23 protein-coding genes are annotated in these 22,159 nt (G+C 37.8%); 17 read left to right on the plus strand and 6 right to left on the minus strand.

Features of this window, described 5'->3' with window-relative positions; translation table 11 throughout:
* Window positions 1–411 precede the first annotated feature (411 nt).
* Window positions 412–684, plus strand: coding sequence for a hypothetical protein (locus I5J82_RS01990; protein ID WP_198766432.1), 273 nt, complete (start codon window positions 412–414; stop codon window positions 682–684).
* Between the two features lie 107 nt (window positions 685–791).
* Window positions 792–2,612, plus strand: a complete 1,821-nt coding sequence (locus tag I5J82_RS01995; RefSeq protein WP_198766433.1) for a PAS domain S-box protein — start codon at window positions 792–794, stop codon at window positions 2,610–2,612.
* 51 nt (window positions 2,613–2,663) lie between these two features.
* Here the strand turns inward: I5J82_RS01995 and I5J82_RS02000 are convergent, their stop codons facing one another.
* Window positions 2,664–2,819, minus strand: a complete 156-nt coding sequence (locus tag I5J82_RS02000) for a hypothetical protein (protein WP_198766434.1) — start codon at window positions 2,817–2,819, stop codon at window positions 2,664–2,666.
* 292 nt (window positions 2,820–3,111) lie between these two features.
* On the opposite strand from I5J82_RS02000, the gene I5J82_RS02005 reads away from it, so the two are divergent.
* The 4 genes from I5J82_RS02005 to I5J82_RS02015 all read left to right on the plus strand — a co-directional run bounded on the left by I5J82_RS02005 (window position 3,112) and on the right by I5J82_RS02015 (window position 6,958).
* Window positions 3,112–4,860 carry an alkaline phosphatase D family protein gene (locus tag I5J82_RS02005; protein WP_198766435.1) on the plus strand — a complete coding sequence of 583 codons (1,749 nt, stop codon included), beginning with the start codon at window positions 3,112–3,114 and terminating at the stop codon, window positions 4,858–4,860.
* Between the two features lie 217 nt (window positions 4,861–5,077).
* On the plus strand, window positions 5,078–5,698 hold the full coding sequence (locus I5J82_RS20240) for a metallophosphoesterase family protein (RefSeq protein WP_233096380.1): 621 nt from the start codon (window positions 5,078–5,080) through the stop codon (window positions 5,696–5,698).
* A gap of 72 nt (window positions 5,699–5,770) precedes the next feature.
* Window positions 5,771–6,763 (plus strand): hypothetical protein, encoded by a 993-nt coding sequence (locus tag I5J82_RS20245; protein WP_233096381.1) that lies wholly within the window; start codon window positions 5,771–5,773, stop codon window positions 6,761–6,763.
* 21 nt (window positions 6,764–6,784) lie between these two features.
* Window positions 6,785–6,958, plus strand: coding sequence for a hypothetical protein (locus I5J82_RS02015; protein WP_198766436.1), 174 nt, complete (start codon window positions 6,785–6,787; stop codon window positions 6,956–6,958).
* A 99-nt stretch (window positions 6,959–7,057) separates the two neighbouring features.
* Here the strand turns inward: I5J82_RS02015 and I5J82_RS02020 are convergent, their stop codons facing one another.
* Window positions 7,058–9,154 (minus strand): DNA topoisomerase III, encoded by a 2,097-nt coding sequence (locus I5J82_RS02020; RefSeq protein WP_198766437.1) that lies wholly within the window; start codon window positions 9,152–9,154, stop codon window positions 7,058–7,060.
* 181 nt (window positions 9,155–9,335) lie between these two features.
* Window positions 9,336–9,671, minus strand: coding sequence for an alpha/beta fold hydrolase (locus I5J82_RS20585; protein WP_332873620.1), 336 nt, complete (start codon window positions 9,669–9,671; stop codon window positions 9,336–9,338).
* Between I5J82_RS20585 and I5J82_RS02025 the strand changes: the two genes are divergently transcribed.
* The 6 genes from I5J82_RS02025 to I5J82_RS02050 all read left to right on the plus strand — a co-directional run bounded on the left by I5J82_RS02025 (window position 9,584) and on the right by I5J82_RS02050 (window position 14,345).
* Window positions 9,584–10,138 carry a hypothetical protein gene (locus I5J82_RS02025; protein WP_198766438.1) on the plus strand — a complete coding sequence of 185 codons (555 nt, stop codon included), beginning with the start codon at window positions 9,584–9,586 and terminating at the stop codon, window positions 10,136–10,138. The genes I5J82_RS20585 and I5J82_RS02025 overlap by 88 nt on opposite strands.
* Window positions 10,139–10,287: 149 nt before the next feature.
* Complete coding sequence (locus I5J82_RS02030) at window positions 10,288–11,505, plus strand: MFS transporter (RefSeq protein WP_198766439.1); 1,218 nt, start codon at window positions 10,288–10,290, stop codon at window positions 11,503–11,505.
* A gap of 192 nt (window positions 11,506–11,697) precedes the next feature.
* Complete coding sequence (locus tag I5J82_RS02035) at window positions 11,698–12,243, plus strand: bifunctional transcriptional activator/DNA repair enzyme AdaA (RefSeq protein ID WP_198768879.1); 546 nt, start codon at window positions 11,698–11,700, stop codon at window positions 12,241–12,243.
* Entirely contained in the window at window positions 12,240–13,133 is an 894-nt protein-coding gene (locus tag I5J82_RS02040) for a DNA-3-methyladenine glycosylase family protein (RefSeq protein ID WP_198766440.1), read from the plus strand. The genes I5J82_RS02035 and I5J82_RS02040 overlap by 4 nt, the downstream gene beginning before the upstream one ends.
* Entirely contained in the window at window positions 13,126–13,608 is a 483-nt protein-coding gene (locus tag I5J82_RS02045) for a methylated-DNA--[protein]-cysteine S-methyltransferase (protein WP_198766441.1), read from the plus strand. The genes I5J82_RS02040 and I5J82_RS02045 overlap by 8 nt, the downstream gene beginning before the upstream one ends.
* A gap of 200 nt (window positions 13,609–13,808) precedes the next feature.
* Window positions 13,809–14,345, plus strand: coding sequence for a hypothetical protein (locus I5J82_RS02050; protein ID WP_198766442.1), 537 nt, complete (start codon window positions 13,809–13,811; stop codon window positions 14,343–14,345).
* Between the two features lie 89 nt (window positions 14,346–14,434).
* Here the strand turns inward: I5J82_RS02050 and I5J82_RS02055 are convergent, their stop codons facing one another.
* Window positions 14,435–15,613: a NupC/NupG family nucleoside CNT transporter gene (locus I5J82_RS02055; protein ID WP_198766443.1), complete on the minus strand. Its 1,179-nt coding sequence runs from the start codon at window positions 15,611–15,613 to the stop codon at window positions 14,435–14,437.
* Window positions 15,614–15,806: 193 nt separating this feature from the next.
* On the opposite strand from I5J82_RS02055, the gene I5J82_RS02060 reads away from it, so the two are divergent.
* The 4 genes from I5J82_RS02060 (at window position 15,807) to I5J82_RS02075 (ending at window position 20,163) form a co-directional block, all read left to right on the plus strand.
* The gene (locus I5J82_RS02060; protein ID WP_198766444.1) at window positions 15,807–16,364 is read left to right on the plus strand and encodes a cysteine hydrolase family protein; all 558 of its coding nucleotides are present in this window, start codon (window positions 15,807–15,809) and stop codon (window positions 16,362–16,364) included.
* 95 nt (window positions 16,365–16,459) lie between these two features.
* A complete protein-coding gene (locus tag I5J82_RS02065) occupies window positions 16,460–16,933 on the plus strand; it encodes a DinB family protein (RefSeq protein ID WP_198766445.1) in 474 nt (157 codons plus the stop codon).
* Between the two features lie 201 nt (window positions 16,934–17,134).
* Window positions 17,135–19,450, plus strand: a complete 2,316-nt coding sequence (gene helD / locus I5J82_RS02070; protein WP_198766446.1) for an RNA polymerase recycling motor HelD — start codon at window positions 17,135–17,137, stop codon at window positions 19,448–19,450.
* 266 nt (window positions 19,451–19,716) lie between these two features.
* Window positions 19,717–20,163, plus strand: a complete 447-nt coding sequence (locus I5J82_RS02075; RefSeq protein ID WP_198766447.1) for a DUF4385 domain-containing protein — start codon at window positions 19,717–19,719, stop codon at window positions 20,161–20,163.
* Window positions 20,164–20,227: 64 nt separating this feature from the next.
* Here I5J82_RS02075 and I5J82_RS02080 read toward each other — a convergent pair whose 3' ends face one another.
* The gene (locus I5J82_RS02080; RefSeq protein ID WP_198766448.1) at window positions 20,228–20,602 is read right to left on the minus strand and encodes a DUF1428 family protein; all 375 of its coding nucleotides are present in this window, start codon (window positions 20,600–20,602) and stop codon (window positions 20,228–20,230) included.
* Window positions 20,602–21,453 (minus strand): alpha/beta fold hydrolase, encoded by an 852-nt coding sequence (locus I5J82_RS02085; RefSeq protein ID WP_198766449.1) that lies wholly within the window; start codon window positions 21,451–21,453, stop codon window positions 20,602–20,604. The genes I5J82_RS02080 and I5J82_RS02085 overlap by 1 nt, the downstream gene beginning before the upstream one ends.
* 183 nt (window positions 21,454–21,636) lie before the next feature.
* On the opposite strand from I5J82_RS02085, the gene I5J82_RS02090 reads away from it, so the two are divergent.
* Window positions 21,637–22,083, plus strand: a complete 447-nt coding sequence (locus tag I5J82_RS02090) for a hypothetical protein (protein WP_198766450.1) — start codon at window positions 21,637–21,639, stop codon at window positions 22,081–22,083.
* Window positions 22,084–22,159 lie beyond the last annotated feature (76 nt).

Below are 22,159 nucleotides of genomic sequence, written 5' to 3' on the forward strand. Positions count from 1 at the left end.
TTCTTGTTTACTTTTTATAAAGGGTGAGATTCATTTGAAATCTATTACTATTCAATTAGAATATGATGAAACAACAATACAAACGTGTTTGATACAATATTGGAAGAACAATTTTCTAGAACAGATTTTAAATTAATTTCCGTATCCCATTTTTAAAAAAACGACTAACGTGATTAATGGTAAAGACTCTAAAGGAGCAGGTGGACAAACTTCTCCTTATTATGAAAAACCACCAAACAGAAATTAAGACGGCATAACCCGCCTTTTTCTTTTATACATCTAATTTCCCAGGAAATCGACTTAAATTGACAGAATATATTGACAAATTTATAGTGATTATTTACTATTTAAATAACTAAACTTTTAACACCAAAGTAAAGGGGATGGAAGAATATAAGGAGGTTGAGGGAGATGGTAAGCACACCGCAGTACCGCTTTATTCGTTTGATAACAGGTAGTGAGATAGTAGATGTAGATATCTTTCTCTTCACTGACAAAACAACTGTAGTGGTTAGTATGCTTTATTACAAACATGAACATATTATCATGTCCTCTCAGACAGCTCCAGATCGAAAAACTGCTTTAAAACATGCTTTTCATGCTTTTTATCAAACCAAATTCATCTATGACCAAAAACAACTATCGGTTTTAAATAAGACAATTAAAAAATCTATCTATGAATAGTATGAATATTTTTGAAAAAATATCTTTATTTGCAAAAGGACATATGTTTATAATTTAGGTAATCATGAACGAAACGTTTTGATTAACGTTTTTAATGGAGGTTGGGTATGGAAACTTCAGATGGTCAATTATTAGGAGACAGCCTTTTCATTAATCAAATGAAAACATATGCCAATCAATTTGAACATTCTGAAACACCTTTTCTTATCCAGAAAGATCGAATCTGGGTTTATGTAAACCCTGCAGCGAGAAAGATTTTAGAGGCTGAAGAAGATATAATCGGTCAGCCGATATGGAACAACCTCCCTAATGAATTGCATTCCTTAGTGGAGGAAAGAATTCAAACATGCGACAGTGGTATTGCCCCTAAACCTAGTGAACAAACATGGATTACCCAAAAGGGTAATCGTATTCAATTAGAAGTAATCGGATTCCCTCTTTTGTTCTCAACACACGCCACACAAATTATTATTCGTAATTTAACTCAGCAGCACCTTGAAAAGAAAGAGACTCTTGATCATTTAAAGCTTATAACTGAAAATATGATAGATATTATAGGGATTGTTAGTCATGAAGGAATCTTTACCTATTTAACACCATCCTATTTTTGGGTAACTGGTTATACTCAAAGTGAAGCTATAGGTACCACTCCATTTAACCTTGTGCATCCTGAAGATAGAGATAGAGTGATACAAGAATTTTCCCGAATGATTTTAGAACATGTACCTCTTACGATTGAATACAGATACTTGAAGAAAGATGGCGTTTATATTTGGTTGGAGTCGAAAGGGACGCCTATCAGTCATAAAGACAACCTTTCTGCAATAGTTGCGTCTCGAGACATTACTAAAAGAAAAGAAGCAGAAGCTGCTTTACGAAAGAATGAGTTTAAGCATCGTATTATTCTTGATCACAGCAATGATTTAATCTGTTCAGTTGATCCTGATGGAAACTATTTATACGCTTCACTTTCTTATAAGAACATTTTAGGAATCGAACCAAACTCACTAATCGGTACTAACGCTTTGAACTGTGTCCATTTGGAAGATCATGATACCGTAGAGAAATATATAAAATTAGTTGCATCACTAGAAAACCCACTTCCTCTTATTTATCGAAAGATGCATGCTTCAGGTCATTCTGTCTTATTAGAAGGTAAGGGAATGCCCATGGTGTCTGATGAAGGGGACATCGAGGGAATCGTATTTATCTCTAGAGACATCACAGAAAAGAAAAAAGCAGATGAATATATACGAAATAGTGAAAAACTTGCAGTGTTAGGAGAGCTAGCAGCAGGTGTTGCCCATGAAATTAGAAATCCACTCACTTCCATAAAAGGTTTATTTTCTTTAATGAAAAACAGTGAAATCGATCAAAACAAGATTCATTTATACAATGACGTAATCTGTGATGAACTTCATAGGATTGAATCCATAGTGAATGAGTTTATGGCATTAGCGAAACCAGACGCTACTCAATATATGAAGAACGTCAACATTATTCAACTTTTGCAAGACACTGTTATGTTATTAACGTCTGAAGCTAATTTGTATAATGTAGAGATTCGTCTATTGTTTAAAGAGAAAGACCTTTTTGTCTCTTGTGAAAAGAACCAGATTAAACAAGTATTTATTAATGTAATAAAAAATGCGATTGAAGCTATGAATGATGGAGGAATCCTTACGATAGCTATTGAAGAAACAGCTGACCAAAAAGTAAAACTTATCTTCGTTGACAATGGAATTGGAATAGAAGAAGAGAGATTAAAGAGCATTGGCGTTCCTTTCTTCACCAATAAAGAAAAGGGAATTGGGCTCGGTCTGACGGTTAGCAATAAAATTATTACAGAGCACAAAGGACATTTGAAAGTAGAAAGCTACCCTGGTAAAGGCACAACCGTATCCATTACATTACGAAAAACGGAATAAATTAATTTTGTGAATGAAAAAGACTGAACTCCAAATCAGAGTTCAGTCTTTTTAAATCCCGTCAAACAGCCTGAAAACACTTCTTCCAAGAAGTCGAATCAGCCATATGATAAGTTCTGGAATAACTAATATAAAATCAATAATAAGGTCTAGCCAAGTGTATGTTTCATTGTTGTACTTCTTTTTCTTTCTGCGCCTAAGTGCCATTAGCGATCACCCATTCCTTTTAATCATGATAAATACTTTTCACTTATACGATAAATTATGTTTATGAAGTAAAGATTTGATAAAGAAGATCAGGACATAAGAAGCATAAGGTATTTTACAAAATATGATTAATAACTACTGCAACAGTTTGTCTTTTCATTTCATTAATTAAGATTAGTAAGTTGTTCCTATATGTACCCATTTATACGTTTACATAAATAAATAGTTTCTTAACAATTCCTCTCTATAATGAACGTTGTAATAAATTCATTTAAAAGGGGTTGCATCAAGCATGGATGAAAGACCGATGGATGAATGGATTAAGAAGCTTACGGAAGACAGCTTAAAAAAAAACAAACTGAATCGCAGAACTTTTCTCTCGGGTGCCGGAAAAATTGCAGGAATTTCACTGGGACTCACCATTGCTCAGTCGCTAGGCAGCTACGAAGTAAACGCGGCACCAACATTTAGAAATTATCCGTTTACGTTAGGTGTAGCATCAGGTGACCCGTTAGCAGACAGTGTTGTTCTATGGACAAGATTAGCACCAGATCCATTGAATGGCGGAGGGATGCCAAATCAAGCTGTACCTGTAAAATGGGAGATCGCAGAAGATGAACGATTCAAAAAGGTTGTTCAGAAGGGAACAGAACTAGCACGTCCTAATTTAGCGCACTCTGTTCATGTTGAAGTAGATGGACTTAAACCCAACCATGTATACTTTTATCGGTTTAAAAGCGGATATGAGTTCAGTCCTGTAGGAAGAACGAAGACACTCCCTAGAAAAGGTGCGAATGTGAAAAGTATGACTTTTGCATTTGCATCTTGTCAGCAATATGAACATGGTTTCTTTACGGCATATCAGCATATGTCAGAGGAAGAGTTAGATTTTGTTGTTCATCTTGGCGACTACATATATGAATACGGACCTAATGAATATGTATCACCATCCGGCAATGTTAGAACGCATAGCGGTCCAGAGATTATGACACTCGAAGACTATCGAAACAGACATGCTCAGTATCGTACTGATGGCAATTTAAAAGCAGCTCATGCAGCATTTCCTTGGGTGGTAACGTGGGATGATCATGAAGTGGAGAACAACTATGCAAACATGATTCCTGAAAAAGGACAGTCTGTTGAAGCATTTGTCAAACGTCGTGCTGCGGGTTATCAAGCGTATTATGAGCACATGCCACTTCGCCGATCTTCCTTACCACATGGAGCTGACATGCTGCTCTATCGAGATTTCACTTATGGAAACTTGGCGATGTTCAACGTAATGGATACACGACAATATCGTGATGATCAAGCAAACGGAGATGGCAGTAAGCCTCCAACTTCAGAATCTCAAGATCCGAACCGTACATTGACAGGGCAAGAGCAGGAAAGATGGCTGCTCCGTAATCTAGAAAACTCAAAAACCCATTGGAACGTTCTTGCTCAACAAGTATTCTTCGCTCAGCGTAACTATGGAACGGCTGACGCGCCTCGCTTGAGCATGGATTCATGGGACGGATATACTGCATCCCGCGATCGTATCACAAATTTTATACAATCAAAAAGTTTAAATAATGTGATCGTACTGACTGGTGATGTTCATGCAAGCTGGGCGTGTGATTTAAAGAGTAATTATGATGATTCAGCATCAAATGTAATTGGAGCTGAATTTGTTGGAACATCCATTACATCCGGTGGGAATGGTGCCGATAAACGTTCTGATACAGATAAGATATTAGGATTGAATCCTCATATTAAATTCTTCAACGATTATCGAGGCTATGTTCGATGTACGGTTACTCCTGAAGAGTGGCGAGCTGATTATCGAGTCGTCCCGTTTGTAACGTCACCAGGTGCTGCTATCTCAACGCGTGCTTCATTTGTCTACCAAAAAGATCAGAATGGTCTGCAACAGGTGGGGGCAGCGAAGGTTGCAGAAGGAGTTAAGGTATCTCGCGAAGTAGAAGAAGATCGAAACCGTGCTCATGGTAAAGCGCATGAGAAGCAGATGAAGAAATTCGGTGTAGAAGCTACTCAATAAAATTAGGAGAGGATGGATGGAAAGTTATAATCCATCCTTCTTTTTGTTTGGTTGGTATTTGTGTAATGATTGAATGTAAAATGAATGAATTTTTATCTAACCTGCTTGCATTCACAGCGTGATCTTAACAATGATTAACTTATCTGTAATCAAGGGTTTATATTTTATAAATATACTTTTCATGTAGGATTAACATCTTGATAGGAGAGAGAATAAAATGACGAATTCCTTTGATGAACAGCACCCAGACCAAAAATCTAAGATTACGCGTAGAACATTTATTGAACGCACAACAAAGGTAGCGGGACTTTCCCTAGGGTTAACTTTTATAAATCCAATGAGCTCACTAGATGTGCTAGCTGATCGTGGTAAAAAAATGAGTCGTAAGAAGCCAATACTTGTTTTTCCTGTTGTCAGTGATGTACATATGAATGAAACGTCAGATCAAACCTTCAATAAACTTAAAGAGACTCTCAAACAATTAAACCAACTTGTTCCTAAGCAAGATGCATTTGCTGTTGTAGGCGACTTAACAGACAATGGTCTAGTACCGGAATATGAGAAGTTCAAAACGGCTTATGAAGCAAATAAACAATCAAAAGCTGTTTCGCTGATCGCAATCGGAAACCATGATTATTGGAACGGTTTACCAGAGGCTGATGCTCAAAGGCGCTTTTTAGAAGTAACTAAAATGCCCGCAATCTACTATCACAAGATTATCAAAGGGTATCATTTTATTGTGCTTGGGACTGAGGATGGGGTGACAGAGGGTACGTTCTCTGTTAAACAAATCAAATGGATGTCTGAAAAGTTAAAGCAAGCACATACCGATGATTAGAAGAAACCCATCTTTGTTTTCCATCACCAGCCGATCAAAGATACCATTTACGGAAGTGAGTGGGGCTTTACAGTGAATAGAGATTTATTCTACGATACGTTGAAAAAATATCCGCAAGTCATTACATTCTCAGGCCACACACACTATCCATTAGATGATCCTAGAATTATTCACCAAAAAGATTTTACAACGATCGGTACTTCAACTGGCGCGTATCTATGGCTGGACGCTGGACGTATACAAGGAGAAGTTCCTGAAGTAGCAGATATTCTAAACCAAGCTTTAATCGTCGAAGTGTATGAGAATAAGGTGTTAATTAACCGCCGTGATATCCATAATAATGATTGGACAGGTGAACCGTTTGAAATTAGTGTTCCTGCCAATAAGAATAGTTTTAAATATACGGATGCTAGAAAAGATAAGAAACCACCATTTTTTACAAACGATGCGATGCTTTCTATTGCGAACGACATGACATCAGCTACTAGTCTTTCAATTATGTTTACACAAGCAAAAGACAATCTACTCGTTCATGATTATAAAGTTATCGTTACAAATATAGAGACTAAAGAGGTGGCGAAAGAATATTTAGGCTTTTCGGAGTTCTATAAAGATCCTGTTCCTAATCCTCTTATGCTGAACCTTGAAGGGTTAGCTCCATCTACAACGTATGATATAGAAGTGTTTGCACTCGATGCATATGGAAATATCAGTACGAATTCAATCAAGGCCATAGGCAGAACAAAGAAAGGTGAGCCAATAAGAATCACATTATCAAAAGAGAAAGTGAGCGGTATAGAGGAAACATTAGATGTGGTTGTGGAAGGTGTTAGAGCTCCTAAGAGTGACTGGGTTGGTTTGTATGAAGTAAACGAAAATCCTGGTGAGGTGGAATCGATTTGGTGGCAGTACACCGAGGTTAGTGGAGGAACATGCAAATTTACGTACAATCCGAAAAACAATGTAAATGCAGCACGTTACAAACAAGGATCCACATATAAAATGGTTTATTTCTATGGAAGCGGTTATGATGCAGTAGCTTCTGCAACATTCAGGATAGAGTAAGATTGAGTAAGAAGAGCGTACTTGGGAATTGGACAGATTAATCGTTCAATCGGACAGATAAATGCTCGAATTAGACAGATTACTCGTTCAATTGGACAGATAAATGCTCGAATTGGACAGATTACTCGTTCAATCGGACAGATTAACACTCTAATCAGACAGATTCGTTATGCAATCACACAGATTAACGTTTAAAGCGTACAAATCCAATTTCCTCTAACTAAAGAAAGCTAACTTCATGAGTCAAAACAGCAATGACATGCTAGTTTTAAGTCTCGGAAGTTAGCTTTTCATCTATTTTTTATCTTTCATCGCTGCTTTTAATGCATCAGCCAAACTGTTTCCAAAGCCTTCGTCCTCTTTGTTGTTTGCGCTGTATTTTTTGAGCAGCTGGCGTTCTTCTCGCTTTGTTACCTTCTTTTTCTTATCGTCTGCTTTTTCCACTACATTACACGGTTTACACTGAAAATAAGTGCCAGCTTTTCCGTTGTGAAGCTCCATCTTCTTATGACACTGAGGACAGCGTCGGTTTGATAGCTTAGGGTCTTTACGTCGACGGTACGAACACTCGCGATCCGAGCAGACAAGCACTTTGCCGTCACGGCCTTTTACTTCTTTTAAAAGTTTTCCGCACTCTGGACACTTGGAACCCGTTAGATTGTGTGCTCTATATTCCTGCGAACTCGTCTTGATTTCCATTACAAGCTGTTTTGTTTGTTTACGGATGTTCTCTAGAAATTCTTTTGGATTTCCTTTTCCACGTGCGATGGCTTCAAGGTCTTGCTCCCATTTAGCCGTGAGTTCAGGTGACTTCAGCTCATCATTCACAAGATCGATCAACTGTTTTCCTTTTGGAGTAGGATGCAGCTTATTGTTTTTACGATCAAGCACTTCAGATCCTAGAAGTCTTTCAATGATATCAGCCCGTGTTGCAGGTGTACCTAGACTGTATTTTTCCATACGAGATAAAAGGTCAGCTTCAGTAAAACGGGAAGGCGGCTCAGTGAGCTTTTTCTCCGCATTTACTTCTTTAACAGAAAGGGATTGCCCTTCTTTTAAATGAGCTAGTGCACGCGGGCTTTCTTCTTCTTTACCAGACAGCACTTTAAATCCTGGATCAAGCACTAGCGTTTCACGGGCCATAAATGTTTCACCCGCAACGTTTAATGTAGCGGTCAACGTTTCCGATCGATACGCAGGGTAAAATAGAGCAAGGAATCGGCGTGCGATTAAATCATAAAGTTTACGCTCATCGTTATCAAGATCACCTAAGTGCAACGGTTCATCAGTCGGAATGATTGCATGGTGGTCCGTTACTTTTGAATCGTTAAATACTTTCTTTGCGACCACATTTCCTTTTTGTTTTAACAAGGGCTGCACTTCTTCACGGTATCCAGATGACATTCCTTGAAGGCGGTCATACATCGTATTTTCCATATCTTTTGTTAAGTAGCGGGAATCTGTTCTTGGATACGTAACAAGCTTATATTGCTCATAAAGCTTTTGAAGAACAGATGATGTTTTTTTAGCAGAGAACCCGAAACGGCGGTTCGCATCACGCTGAAGTTCAGTAAGATCGTAAGGCATCGGATGCGCCTCTGTTTTTTCTTTCTTTTGAAGGGAAGAAACAGTTGCTTGCTGTCCCTTTACTTTACTTACGATATCTGTCGCTTTTTTCTCATCAAAAAGACGCTTCTCACCGTTATGTTCCCAAGACGCTTTTAACATACCGATCGTTGCATCAATCGTCCAAAAGTCTTTTGGCTGAAACGAGTTGATCTCTTGCTCACGCTCTAAGATCATAGCAAGTGTAGGAGTCTGTACACGGCCAGCAGAAAGCGGATCATTGTACTTCGTCGTTAACGCTCTTGTAACGTTCAGTCCGATCAACCAGTCAGCCTCAGAACGGCAAACGGCAGATTGATAAAGGTTGTCATATTGTTTAGCGGGTTTAAGCTGGTTAAACCCATCACGAATCGCTTTATCTGTTTGAGATGAAATCCATAAACGCTTTACAGGCTTTTGCCATCTCACTTTTTCCATGATCCAGCGCGCAACGAGTTCACCTTCACGACCAGCGTCAGTGGCAATAACAAGTTCACTTATATCTTTGCGTTTAGCAAGCTGTTCAATTGCACGGAATTGATGACTGACTTGGCGAATCACTTTTAACCCCATATGTTTTGGAATAATAGGGAGATCTTCTAAGCGCCATTGTTTGTATTGCTTGTCATAGTCCTCAGGCATTTTTAGTTCAACTAAGTGTCCAAGTGCCCACGTTACAATGTGCTTAGGTCCTTCAATATAGCTTTTATTCTGTTGCTTGCAGCCAAGAACACGGGCAAGATCGCGTGCCACACTAGGCTTTTCAGCAAGGATTAATTGTTTCATAGTGTACCCCTTTCAATCTTCTACTCTTGTCATTATAACAGAGGCGGAAATCAGATACCGCTTGGAATGAAAATGGTATAATTAAGAAAATGAGGTGAAGCTGTGGTTTGATTTAATAACCGTTAATAATCATAAAATGGAAGTGTTCCAAAAAGGTGATAACGGTATACCCGTTGTGATCTTACCTGGTATGGGGGTTTCTTTTGATAGCTGGCATGAAATTTGCACCGTATGAGTGACCAACTAAGATAACTTTTTCCTCAATGTTTAGTTTGCGTAACAGTTCGTTTAGTTCATTTGTAAGTTGATATGTATGTCGTTCTTCAGACCCAATCTCACTATTACCGATACCAGGACGATGAATCATAATTACTTTATTTACTGTGTGTTCAGCATTTTGTGAAGAGATTTCCAGAGAAGGTATACGGTGTGATTTTGGTTGATGCATCTTCTGTCGATTCTTATAAACTGGATGAGCTTGAATTGTCTTTCTTAGAGGGGCAGACGAATGAGTCATTCATCAAAGAATGGCTAGAAAAAGCAGATCAAAGTGTTGAAAAACTTAAGAATGAGTTAGCGCCAGAGTTAACGGATAGACAAAAAAAGTTACCATACGATGCACAACAAAGACTGCTCGAATTTGGTGTAAAACCGGAGTTTTATAGAGCGTTGGCATCTGAATTAAAGAGTTGGGACGAAGATGCCAAAAGTATAAAAAAATTAGGAAGTTTTCTCGATCTACCGCTTATCGTAATCGCACGTGATCCTTCTTATCAAATGGAAATAGCTAAAGCCCAGAATATTCCTCTGTGGGAGATGGAAAAATTCGAGTCTGTTTGGCGAGAGCTGATTATAGATCAACTTAGCCTTTCTACTCAAAGTGAATTCATAGAAGCGAAGGGTGCAGGTCACTCTATTCATACGGATGCGCCTGAAGTGGTTACACTCGCTATAAAGAAAATGAACAATCTTGTTCAATCATAAAAATAAGGCTTAATCATCTATACATACTTAAAACGAATATATAATAATTGGAATAAAGATCGTACACAGCATCAAGTGGAGTCGTTCACGTGTTAGTCACGTACTTGTTTTATTGATGATTTCGGTATAACTGAGAGGGGAAAGGGAACATGTGGAGAAACCGGAATTTTTTGATTTTGATGTTTGGGCTTGCTGTATCCAGCACAGGCCTATGGGTAGGGATTATTGGGAATCTTGAATTTTTGCAGATGAATGTTGAGTCATCTTTCTTGCAGGCACTAATTATTTTGGCGGGCTTTCTAGTAGGAATCTTTCTTGCACCGATGGCTGGGCGAATCATTGATCGCAGCAATAAGAAGAAGATATTAATCTATGCCGGCTTTGCTCGATGTGCGGCTATCTTTTTTATGTATTTGGCGATTGCTTATAACAATGTTTGGTGGATGGTGGTTTATACACTTGTTATCGGTATTTCTGGTACGTTCTCTCAGCCTGCCATGCAAACGATGCTGCCGTTGATCGTTAAAAAAGAAGAACTTTTAGATGCCAATGGTGTGAACATGAATATCTTTACTGCATCTCGAATCGTAGGGACTGCACTTGGCGGAGTGATGCTGGTCGGCATGTCGCTATTTTCTTTGTACACGGTTACTCTCATTTCATATGTCATCCTTCTAATTTCTACTTTCTTTTTAGATGTGGAGGAACAGCCAAAGAAAGTAGATTCATCAGGCAAAAAGGACAACTTCTTTAGAACGCTTAAAGAACTGTATCCCATCATTAAGAACGAACGAAAAGTTGTGTATGGTATCTTTTTATTGATTCCGGCTTATCTGTTTTTATCTGGATTTAATTTGATGGTGATTGAAATTAGTGAGTTGCAGGACAATGCGGGTATAAAAGGTATTCTTTATACGACTGAAGGTGTTTGTGTATTCATTGGAACGTACTTATCGAAGAAATTTTTTAGAGATAATCCAAAGTTATCTTATATGTTTGCCATTACATTTATTATCGCGGCCGCACATACATCTTTGTTTTTAGCAGAACATCCAATCATGTCGGTTCTTTCTTTCGGATTATTTGGTCTTGCTGCCGGAACGCTGTTTCCTGTCGTAACTACCATTTTCCAAACGGATGTCCCGTCAGACTATCACGGCAGGTTTTTCTCAATTAAAGGGATGGTTGATAATATTATCTTCCAGGTTTTGATGCTTCTTACAGGATTGTTCCTAGATACGATTGGATTTCATAAGATGGTCATAGGGTTTGGTATTACATCGTTCTTGATTGCATTTGTCATCTATTATCAATATAAGACTAAGAGTGGACCAAATAAGAATGATAGAATGGCAGCGGTTAAATAAACACAGGTACGAATGAGAGTGGCTAAATCGTCACTCTTTTTTAATACTCTGGTTTTGAAATGTTAACGTTGAAGTGATAAGACCATAACAGCAAGAATGAGGACGATTTGTTAGATTGAAGTTGTTAAAATAATGGAAAGATGACTGATGGAGGTGTGGTCTGTGGGTACGATACAAATGTCGTTTGACGAGATGTGGGATAAGATCATGGAGTGTAACAGGTCGTATGATGGCCTATTTTATACAGCTGTAAAAACAACAAAGATTTATTGCCGTCCATCCTGTCGATCGCGAAAACCAAAAAAGCAAAACGTAGCGTTTTATGATTCGATCGCGCAATGTGAGAAGGCTGGCTATCGAGCGTGTAAAAGATGTCAGCCGGAGATCGAACATTGTCCACAAATTAATCTGATAAGAAAAGCAACAAGTTATTTAGTGAACAACCATCAAAAAAGAATTCTTCTACAAGATGTAGCCGAGCATTCAGGAGTCAGTCCATTTTATCTTGAACGATTGTTTAAAGAAGAGATGAATGTTACGCCTCGAGAATATGTGGAGAATATTCGTATCGATAAAGCCGCTTATTTGTTAAGAAATACTTCAAAAACAAGTCTTGAGATATGCTATGAATCAGGATTTCGGAGTCCTTCTAACTTTTATAAAACGTTTCGTACGTACAAAGATTGCTCACCAAGTGACTATCGAAAGTCGAAAGAAGCCAAAGGAAACGAATCATGAGATGGACTGAATTTGATGGGACATTAAGAATAGAGTTGCCGCTGGAATTTTCCTATAGCGAATGTCTTGTTTTTCTTGAGAGATCACGATTAGAAGTTCTTCATCACATACATGAGAAAAACATTTATAAAGTAGTCGAGGTGAATTCTGAATTAATATTGATCAAGATTAGTTACAAAGATCACAAGCTCGTCATTGAATTTCCAGATAGAGAGCCTTCCAATAAGGAAACAATCGTTAAATTTATTGAAAATTGGTTTGATCTAAATCAAGATCTTTCCTTATTTTATGCTGCCGTTTCAGAAGATCGCTTATTACAGCCGCTTGTAGAAAAATATTTTGGTTTGCGAATGATCGGTATTCCTGACCTTTTTGAAGCATTGACTTGGGCGATCATAGGCCAGCAGATCAATTTGACATTTGCCTATACTTTGAAGCAGAGGTTGGTTGAGAGGTTTGGGAAGAAGCTGGTGCTTCATGACAATGAATACTGGGTATATCCCTCTCCTGAAATTATCGCAGATCTTCAGATTGACGATTTAAGAGAACTCCAATTTACAACGCGTAAAGCTGAATATGTGATTGGTGTGGCCAGAGAAATAGTTGAAGGTCGTCTGTCAAAAGATATATTGAGATCATCTGAAGATTCTGCTCGACAACTTATCTCAATCAGAGGAATTGGACCTTGGACAGCAGATTATGTGTTGATGAAATGTCTACTAAAGACCGATGCTTTTCCAGTTGCTGACGTAGGGCTACAGAATGCTGTAATGAAACAGTTGAAATGGAAGCAAAAGCCAACGGAAAAAGAATTAAAGATACTAGCAAAAAACTGGAGTGGATGGGAAGCATATGCCACTTTTTATTTGTGGAGGTCATTATATGAGTAAGTATTATAAAGTAGAGCTAGATTCTCCTATTGGTGTAATCGAGATTTTAGGAAACGAAGATGTTGTTCAATCCATTCTGTTCGTAGATAGAGAGGATGCATTTGAGAATCAAGATGATGTCCCTTCTGTTCTATTAGACTGTCGTAATCAACTTTTAGAATACTTCCAAGGTAAACGACAAACCTTTACGTTTCATTTTGAATATTGTGGCACGCCTTTTCAGCAATCAGTATGGAATTCGCTGGTTTGTATTCCATATGCAGAAACCGCCTCTTATAGAGATATTGCCATCACGCTGCAAAAAGAAAAAGCGGTCCGAGCAGTAGGAAATGCCAATGGAAAGAACAAGCTAAGTATTGTTGTGCCATGTCATCGAATTATAGGTTCAAGCGGCGGACTAACAGGATATGCGGGTGGTTTATGGCGAAAAGAATGGCTATTGAATCATGAGAAAAAGTTTAAGGAAACGAAATGATTAGTATAGAAAGATAACTTTTATATTAAAAGAAAAAGAAAGTAAATTAATGGAATAGTTAGATTATTCAATCATATTAAGGCTTCAGCATTATTTTTAACTCTTTATAAGAAAACGGATACATTTTGATTTACAATAGTAAGAAAAAGTATTAAAATGAGAAAGTTCCAAAAAATAGAAATATATAGGGGGCTTTCTCAATGAAAAAGTTTTTAGCAGTAACAGCGGCTGCAGTTCTTGCGCTTAGCGTAGGTTGCAGCAAGGAAGAAGAAAAACCGAAAGAAGAGGCTAAGCCAGCGGCTGCAGAAAAGAAAGAAGATGGAAATGCTGAAAAAATCACACTTCTTAACTTTGAAGGTGAGCTAATGAACCAGCTTCGTGGATATCATGCACCATTCAACGCATATGCTGCTGGTCTTGAAAAAGAAGGCGAAGAGGCGCTTCCACAAGCAGAACTTGATAAATTAAAAGCAGATGCTAAAGCTAGCGGTGAAAAAGCAGTTGCAGAGATTCCATCTATTGAAGTACCATCAGATTTATCAAAAGAAAACCAAGAAGCTGTAAAAGGTTCTCTTGAAGAACTTAAAAAATCTTATGAAGCTCGTGTAGCTGGCTTAGAAGATGAAGCAAAAGCAACTGAAGCTGATGAGTTATTTACAGGTTTTGAAGAAAAGTTAAATTCCGTTCACGAAGAACTAAAATTGATTCCAGGTCAATTTGCATCAGAACTTCAATAATAGTTGATATTGCTGTCTCCCTAAAGAGACAGCTTTTTCTATATTTAGATACATAAAAAAAGAAGCCGAGGCTTCTTTTTTGAATTTCCTTATAAAAACAGTCCCGCAATTGCTGCAGATAAGATACTTACTAATGTTGCACCATATAAAAGCTTCAACCCAAAGCGAGCAACCGTATTTCCTTGTTCTTCGTGTAAACCTTTTACAGCACCAGTTATAATACCGATAGAAGAGAAGTTGGCGAAGGAAACAAGGAAGACAGAGACAATTCCAATTGTTCGATCAGACATGTCTTTCGCATATTTTCCTAAGTCGATCATAGCTACGAATTCATTCGAAACAAGTTTAGTTGCCATGATCGTACCTGCTGAAACTGCTTCTGCCCAAGGGATACCAACTAAGAACGCTACTGGAGCAAACACATATCCAAGCATCGTTTGGAACGTAATCCCGAAAATCATGTCAAACACATCGTTGATTAACGCGATTAAAGCTACAAATCCAAGAAGCATGGCACCGACGATTACAGCAACCTTAAAGCCATCCATGATGTATTCCCCAAGCATCTCGAAAAACGTTTGTTTTTCTTCTTCAATCTCGATGATATCATCATCTTCAGTAACTTCATAAGGGTTGATGATGTTTGCTATGATGAATCCGCCAAATAAGTTTAGCACGAGTGCCGTTACAACGTATTTTGGATCAATCATAGCCATGTATGCTCCAAGTATTGAAGCGGATACTGTTGACATGGCAGAGGTACAAAGCGTATATAAGCGATGCTTTGGTAGATGACCTAATAATTTTTTTACAGAGATAAATACTTCTGATTGTCCAAAAACAGCAGAAGCAACGGCGTTGTAAGACTCTAGTCTTCCTAAGCCGTTCACCTTACTTAGCGCAAAACCAATCCATTTGATGATGAATGGAAGAATTCTAAAGTGCTGTGCAATCCCAATTAATACGGAAATGAAAACGATCGGCAATAAAACAGTTAAGAAAAAAGGCATTGCAGCTTCATTAGCTAGGCCGCCAAATACGAATTCAACCCCAGCTGCTGCGTAGCTTAACAACTTTTCAAACAGTTTAGAGATACCTTTTATAATAATAAGGCCGACGCCTGTGTTTAATAGAAAGTATGTAAGAATAAGCTGTAATCCAAGCATAACAAGGATAGGTTTGTATTTAATCTTTTTGCGATCATTGCTGACAAGAAAGGCTAACAAGAAAACCGCTGCCACTCCAGCCAGAAAGATGATGTACTTCATTTTTCTTTTCCTCCTAAATAAACTCAGTTGTTGAACCTTACTATTATTAGATAATTCCCTGCTTTTCGCAACCGTAAAAAATTCCTTCTTTGTTAGTATTAACCAATAAAGATGATAAATATTTCAAGCTGAAAGGTATTTTGTGCTTCAGGAAGAAGTAGTAATGTGAGATGGAAAAAAAGGAGCGGGTCATTTGAAACATGCATTATTGGTAATTGATGCACAGCAAGAACTAATTGATGGAAACGAAAAAGAACAAGCCGTTTATAACAGTGAAGGATTGCTTCAAAATATTAATGTTGTTATTGAAAAAGCGAAGCAAGCAATAGCTTCAATTGTTTTTGTTAGAGATGTAGATATTTCTGAGGGAAATGGAGCAGGTTTCGAGGTTCATTCTGCAATTCATGTACCAGAGGATGCAGTAGTTTTTGATAAGCAAGCAACGAATGCTTTTTACAACACACCCTTAATGAATTATTTAAAAGAAGAAAAAATTGCCCATCTGGTTATTATGGGTTGTAAAACGGAACACTGCATCGATACAGCTGTGCGGTTTGCGACTGTCTCTGGCTTCGATGTTACGCTAGTAGAAGATGGGCACTCTACTTCAGACACAGAAGTGTTAAAAGCGGAACAAATCGTAAGCCACCATAATAAAATTTTACACGGTCATTATAATGTGGATCATTTTTCAGTTGTACGTAAAACAGAGGAAGATCTATTCGATCCCATTCATAATAACTATCGATAAAACAAATTATTAAGGGAAATAGCATAACGTTTGTCTTCTAGTGAGTGTATACGTATGATGAATGGTGAAAAGAGCAAATTCTGAGGAGGTTTATTATGAATCAATTAACATTTCAAAATTTTGAACTAGCAAGAAGCATCTTCCTGAAGCAAGTGGATGGAATAGATACTTCAGCAGCAGATATTCAACCAGATGGGTTCAATAATAATATCCGCTGGCATATTGGACACGTCCTCACGACTGCAGAATATTTTATGTTTGGGTTTCCGGAACATTCTTCAAACCTGCCAAAGCAATATGTTGAGCTATTTAATAGAGGGACAAGCCCTGCTGATTGGAAAGGTGAAGTTCCTACTCTAAAAGAACTTAAGCAGCAGTTAGAAGAACAGTTAGTTCGCATAAAGGCGATACCAGCAGAAAGGTTAAATGAAAAGTTGGAGAAACCAGTATTCAATTTAACTACTTTCGGTGAGCTTGTGAATTTCACTGTTTTTCATGAAACAAATCACTTAGGTCAAATGCATGCGATTAAAAGAGTTATTGAAAATCAAACAGCTAAACAAGTATAGTTGTTTAAATACAAAAAACAGTGAATCCCTAAAAAGGTTTTCACTGTTTTTGTATATACTTTATGTATAGAAATGTGCTATTATAGAAAAGACGCACTAAATCAATATTTTTAAATATAGTTGTTTCTAATTTTATTATACGATAAAACAGGAATGTGTGTCAACGATTTACTAATAAATTTTTTTGTAGGGGGAAATCGGATGACAACATGGGATCAAGAAAAACAGTATGAACAAAAGCGTGTAGATCAAGTCATTCATAAACTTTCTGATGCAACAGAAAAACTTCTGGATCATCTCGGTGGAAAGAAGGCAGATGTTGTTCAAATCCGAAAGAATTTTTGGTCTGATGTGACAGTGAACCTAGAGGATGCCGACGACGCAATTGAAACGGCTGCTAGTATCAAACAGCAATCAGAGCTATTATCTGAGATTGAACGCAGTCATACTTCTGCAGAAGCTCGACTTAAAACCTATGAAAAATTAAAAAGCTCCCCTTACTTTGGCCGGATTGATTTTAAAGAAGACGGTGAGGAGAAAGCAGAACAAGTATATATTGGAATAGCCTCGTATTATGATGAACCAACTAGCACGTTTCTCGTACATGACTGGCGTGCGCCGATTTCGAGTCTGTACTATGATCACTCTCTAGGCAAAGCTGATTTTCGTGCACCGAGTGGCAGCATTGAAGGAGAACTAGAGCTAAAAAGACAATTCATGATTAAGAATGCTCATATTACTGGAATGTTTGATACGGGAGAAGCGATCGGTGACGAATTGTTACAGCACGTATTAGGCAACCAAGCGAACACACAAATGAAAAGCATTGTGGCGACGATTCAAAAAGAACAAAATGCAATCATACGAAATACAGCAAGTGATTTACTTGTCGTTCAAGGTGCAGCTGGATGTGGAAAGACGTCAGCGGCTCTTCAACGGGTGGCCTTTTTGTTGTACCGAGATCGAGAAACCATTCAGTCACACCATGTTGTGTTATTTTCACCAAACAACATGTTCAACAGTTATGTAGCCAACGTTTTACCTGAACTTGGTGAGGAAAACATGGAACAAACAACGTTTCAAGCTTATGTGGACCATCACTTAAGTGGAGAATATTCTATTGAGACGCCTTTTGAGCAGATGGAGGAGCTTTTATTTGAACAAGCAGATTCAAAGCGTGTAGAAGCAATCCAGTTTAAAGCCTCAGTTGAATTCTTAGAAGCGATTCATCGCTATGCTGAGAAGTTAAGCACATCCGGCATGCAGTTTTTGAATGTGAAATTTCGAGACCGAGTCGTGATTCGTGCTAAACAGATCAGTGAATACTTCTATTCTTTAGATCAGAAAGAAACTGTTCCCTATCGAATGAAAAAGACGGTGGCTTGGATCTTAGAAGAGCTGAAGAAAATAGAACGAAGAGAACGGAAGAAACCATGGGTTGAAAAAGAGATACAGCTTCTTGATAAAAATGTATACACAAGGTTGTATGAGAAGTTAGAGGAACGAAATAAATATGGAGCTGACTCATTTAATGATCTTTCGAGTGAACAAAAAGTGCTTTCTGCTTATGTAACGCGAATTGCTTTTAAATCTCTAAGAGAGAGCATCGAACAGTTTTCTTTTTTAGATATAAAAAGCTTATATGCTAAGTTGTTTCAGAAAAATAAACGGTTGATCGAGGACGTGAAGGCTTGGAACGAAATCTGCAATCAAACGTTGTTTAATCTGAAACAAAACCACTTAGCGAATGAAGACGCCACTCCGCTATTATATGTAAAAGAATTATTAGTGGGTTTTCAGTCAAATGCAGCAGTTCGTCATGTTTTTATTGATGAAGCACAAGATTTCTCGCCATTTCAGTTTGCTTTCATTCAGCGAATCTTTCCAAGAGCTAATCTAACGATACTAGGTGACTTAAACCAATCCATATATGCTCATGCGTCAGATGAAACGTTCAGGATGCTGAAAAACTTGTTAAACAAGAAAAATTCTGAAACGATTACTTTGCAAAGAAGTTATCGCTCTACAAAAGAAATTGTAGAGTTTACGAAAAGTCTTTTAAAGGACGGAAGCACAATTATTCCGTTTAATCGTTCAGGCGAGAAACCTGTAATAGCAGCAGTTGAACGGGATGAAGATCACCTTGATCAGGTTAAGAATCTTATAGGAGATTGGTTGAGAAAAGGCCATGAAACAATAGCGGTGATCTGCCGTTCGGCCAAAGAGAGCAAGACTGTCTATGACAAGTTGAAGAAAAGTTTAGATGTAAGGCTAATGATTGATGAAGATGCTTCCTTCCAAAAAGGAGTCATCGTCATCCCATCTTACTTAGCCAAAGGGATTGAATTTGATGCAGTAACGATTTTTGATGCTTCCGGCTATCAACTCGAACGAGAACGTAAACTGTTTTATACGGTATGTACACGTGCGATGCATGAGTTAACCGTTTTCTACTCAGGAAAACCATGCCCATTTATAGAAGAAGCATCTGAGAGTTTGTATGAGGTTGTTCGTTAAACGTATTGATCCGTTGTTTCTTTAAAGAAGCAGCGGATTTTTTCATTTCATAAATTCTATTTAATTTTTATTTACTACTTTTGAAAGTGATTAAGAAATCCAATACAGCTTTTTAAAAGTGGCAGGAGGCTCACCGTTCGCCCCGTGGAAAGCAAGCAACCTGCAGCGGAAACCTACTACTTTCAAGAGCAACAAGGAATACAAAACACTCTTTATTTTTGATTTCTTCCTTTTAGGGTAACGTTAATAAAAAGGAGGAAAAAGGAATGGCTTTTGATTATGATCTTGATTTTGATAATATCGATTTTCGAAAATTTCCTGAAAAGTATCGTGTAGGACGTGGCGAGCAGGGAGTATTATTAGTGGAACCTTATAAGAGTGAAATCTTACCGCACTGGCGCTTTAAGACTCCAGAAGAAGCAGAAAAGTCTTCTAAGAAAATCTATGAACAGTTTCTAGAATATAAGAAAAACAAAGACTTTGTTGGAGCAGATATGGCGAGAAAGTTTCTTCAGATGGGATATACACGCGCAAGAAGGTACACGAACTATAAAGGAGGAAGGAAATACAATGAAGATGGTGAGGTAAATAAGAGGAAGATTGATCCTGTAAAAGCAAAGTCAGCGGCAATCTTTGAGGAGAAGTGGAAGTTGGCTCGAACGGATGAAGAATATTTGAAAATGAAAAAAGCACATCAAAAAGAATTTGGTTAAGCATCTCCTTTGAAAAAGGAGATGCATTTTTTTATTAACGCCAGTATAACTCTGGTTCGTTCTTTTAAATGGTGACTACCTCGTTTTCAGAAACAAACTCTCCGAAAACTAACTTTTCAAGTGGGGCTACATGGGATATAAATTCGTCTAATCGTTCCTTCATCTCTAAATCCTGGTCGAATTCTTCCATCGTCATGCGTGCATGTTCTTCAGATTGAAAGCGGAGAAGGCCGATCCAAAGTTCTTCTCCTTCTTCAACTTGCAGTTTTTCTGAAATAGAAGAAAACCCATAATTTTTGGGTGAAGTGGACAATTTGAAAATCTGTTCTGTCACCCCTCCGTATTCTTGAAACTTTTTGTTGGATTTCGCGGATATTTCAAGAAATTTCTCTTTCACTTCAGGTTTTAATTTATAAAAATATACGAGTAAGTATGCCATCATTTAACCTCCGATTTATTTAGCCATTTAGATAGAACTAGATTGATCACAACGCTTGGTCTGTCCCAATGCAACAAGTGTGTCGTGTTTGGAACTACTTTTAGTTCACCGAGTGCGTTCTTTTTAAACGTATCAGCGGTCTGCAATCTGATTTCGGACAACCGCTCAGGAACGGTGGCAACAAGCAAAGTAATACCTGGCGGCAGAAGGTGATAAATATCTTCTGTTTCGTTCAGATGCATGCCGCGGATGATATAACGGGCTGTTTCACCTTTAGCATGCCAGCAAACTTTACCTTCTCTTTCGACACCAAGATCTTTAACAGCGACATCTTTTAACGATGACCACATCAAATAGTTTTCTTTTTCTGCTCGAAAAAAGTCATTCCATGAATCGAACACGTACTCATCAAAGTCTTTTTCATAATGATTCATTTCTTCTTCTAAAGAGGAAGACCATATACGCTTTGTTTGATAGCCGCCGTCAATTAAAATCGTATCCAAAACGTGTTCAGGATAACGAACCAAATAGTGAAGAGCTAGAAAGCTGCCCCAAGAGTGTGATAAGAAATAGAAATCGCTTACATTTAATTGCACTAACAAACCATTAAGCCATTCAACAAGTCTAGGCATCTCATAATCTCTAGAAGTGTCAAAGGGCTCAGTTCTCCCGTGACCTGGAGCATCGAACGCAATGATCTTAAAATCCTTCTGTAACTCCTCAGCTACTTCTAGAAAGCTAAGGCTCGTACTTCCTAATCCGTGTAAGCAAACAATGGTAGGATTATGAGCTTCACCCCATTCTGTAAGGTGTACTATTTTTTCTTTGTAGGTGATTAAAGACCTTCTCATCGCTCTGCCAACTCCTGAATAATTCATAAAAATTCCGTTTCATTTCACTTAGTGAAGTTTTGTATCTTTCAATAGTATCATATTATTATAAAATCGTTTGAATAGTTTGAAAAGAACCGAACGATAACGAACCATAAAATGGTAATATGGTAGTAGGAAGTAATATGTAAAGGGGGAGCGTTAATGGATAGCAATCTATATGTAAAGAGAAGTTCGTATTTATTACTTGCTATATTTCCTGTATTGATGGTGGGTTATTACTTTGCAGTAAATCATGAAAATTTGTTCTTTCTATATGAATGGGCATTAATTGTGGTTGTACTTGGAGCTGGTTTCATATCTTTAATCGGTGCAATTAAAACAAAAGAAAAAGAAAAGTGGGTCTTGCTTTCAATATTAGCGTTTTGCGTTCAGTTCGCAGTTTTAGGGTTGTTTTTAGGTCCGTTGCATTATTATCCTATGTTTTATGTGTATTACGCAGCAACGATTCTAGCGATGACTGTTTTTGGAATCACGCTCTCTAAAGTGGATAACTATCGATTCATTTCTGTTGGCGTGATGATTATATCTGTGCTGCTTGCACTATACATGATTCTTTTACAATCGTTATGGGGGCAAGATCTAACGTAAAGAAAGCGGGGAATTGGATGTTACCGTGTCTAAAGAGAATAACGGTGATCACTTGGAGTCTGCTTTTCTTATTAGC

The sequence above is a fragment of the Fictibacillus halophilus genome, assembly GCF_016401385.1.
In the GTDB taxonomy this organism is placed as follows: Bacteria; Bacillota; Bacilli; order Bacillales; family Fictibacillaceae; genus Fictibacillus; species Fictibacillus halophilus.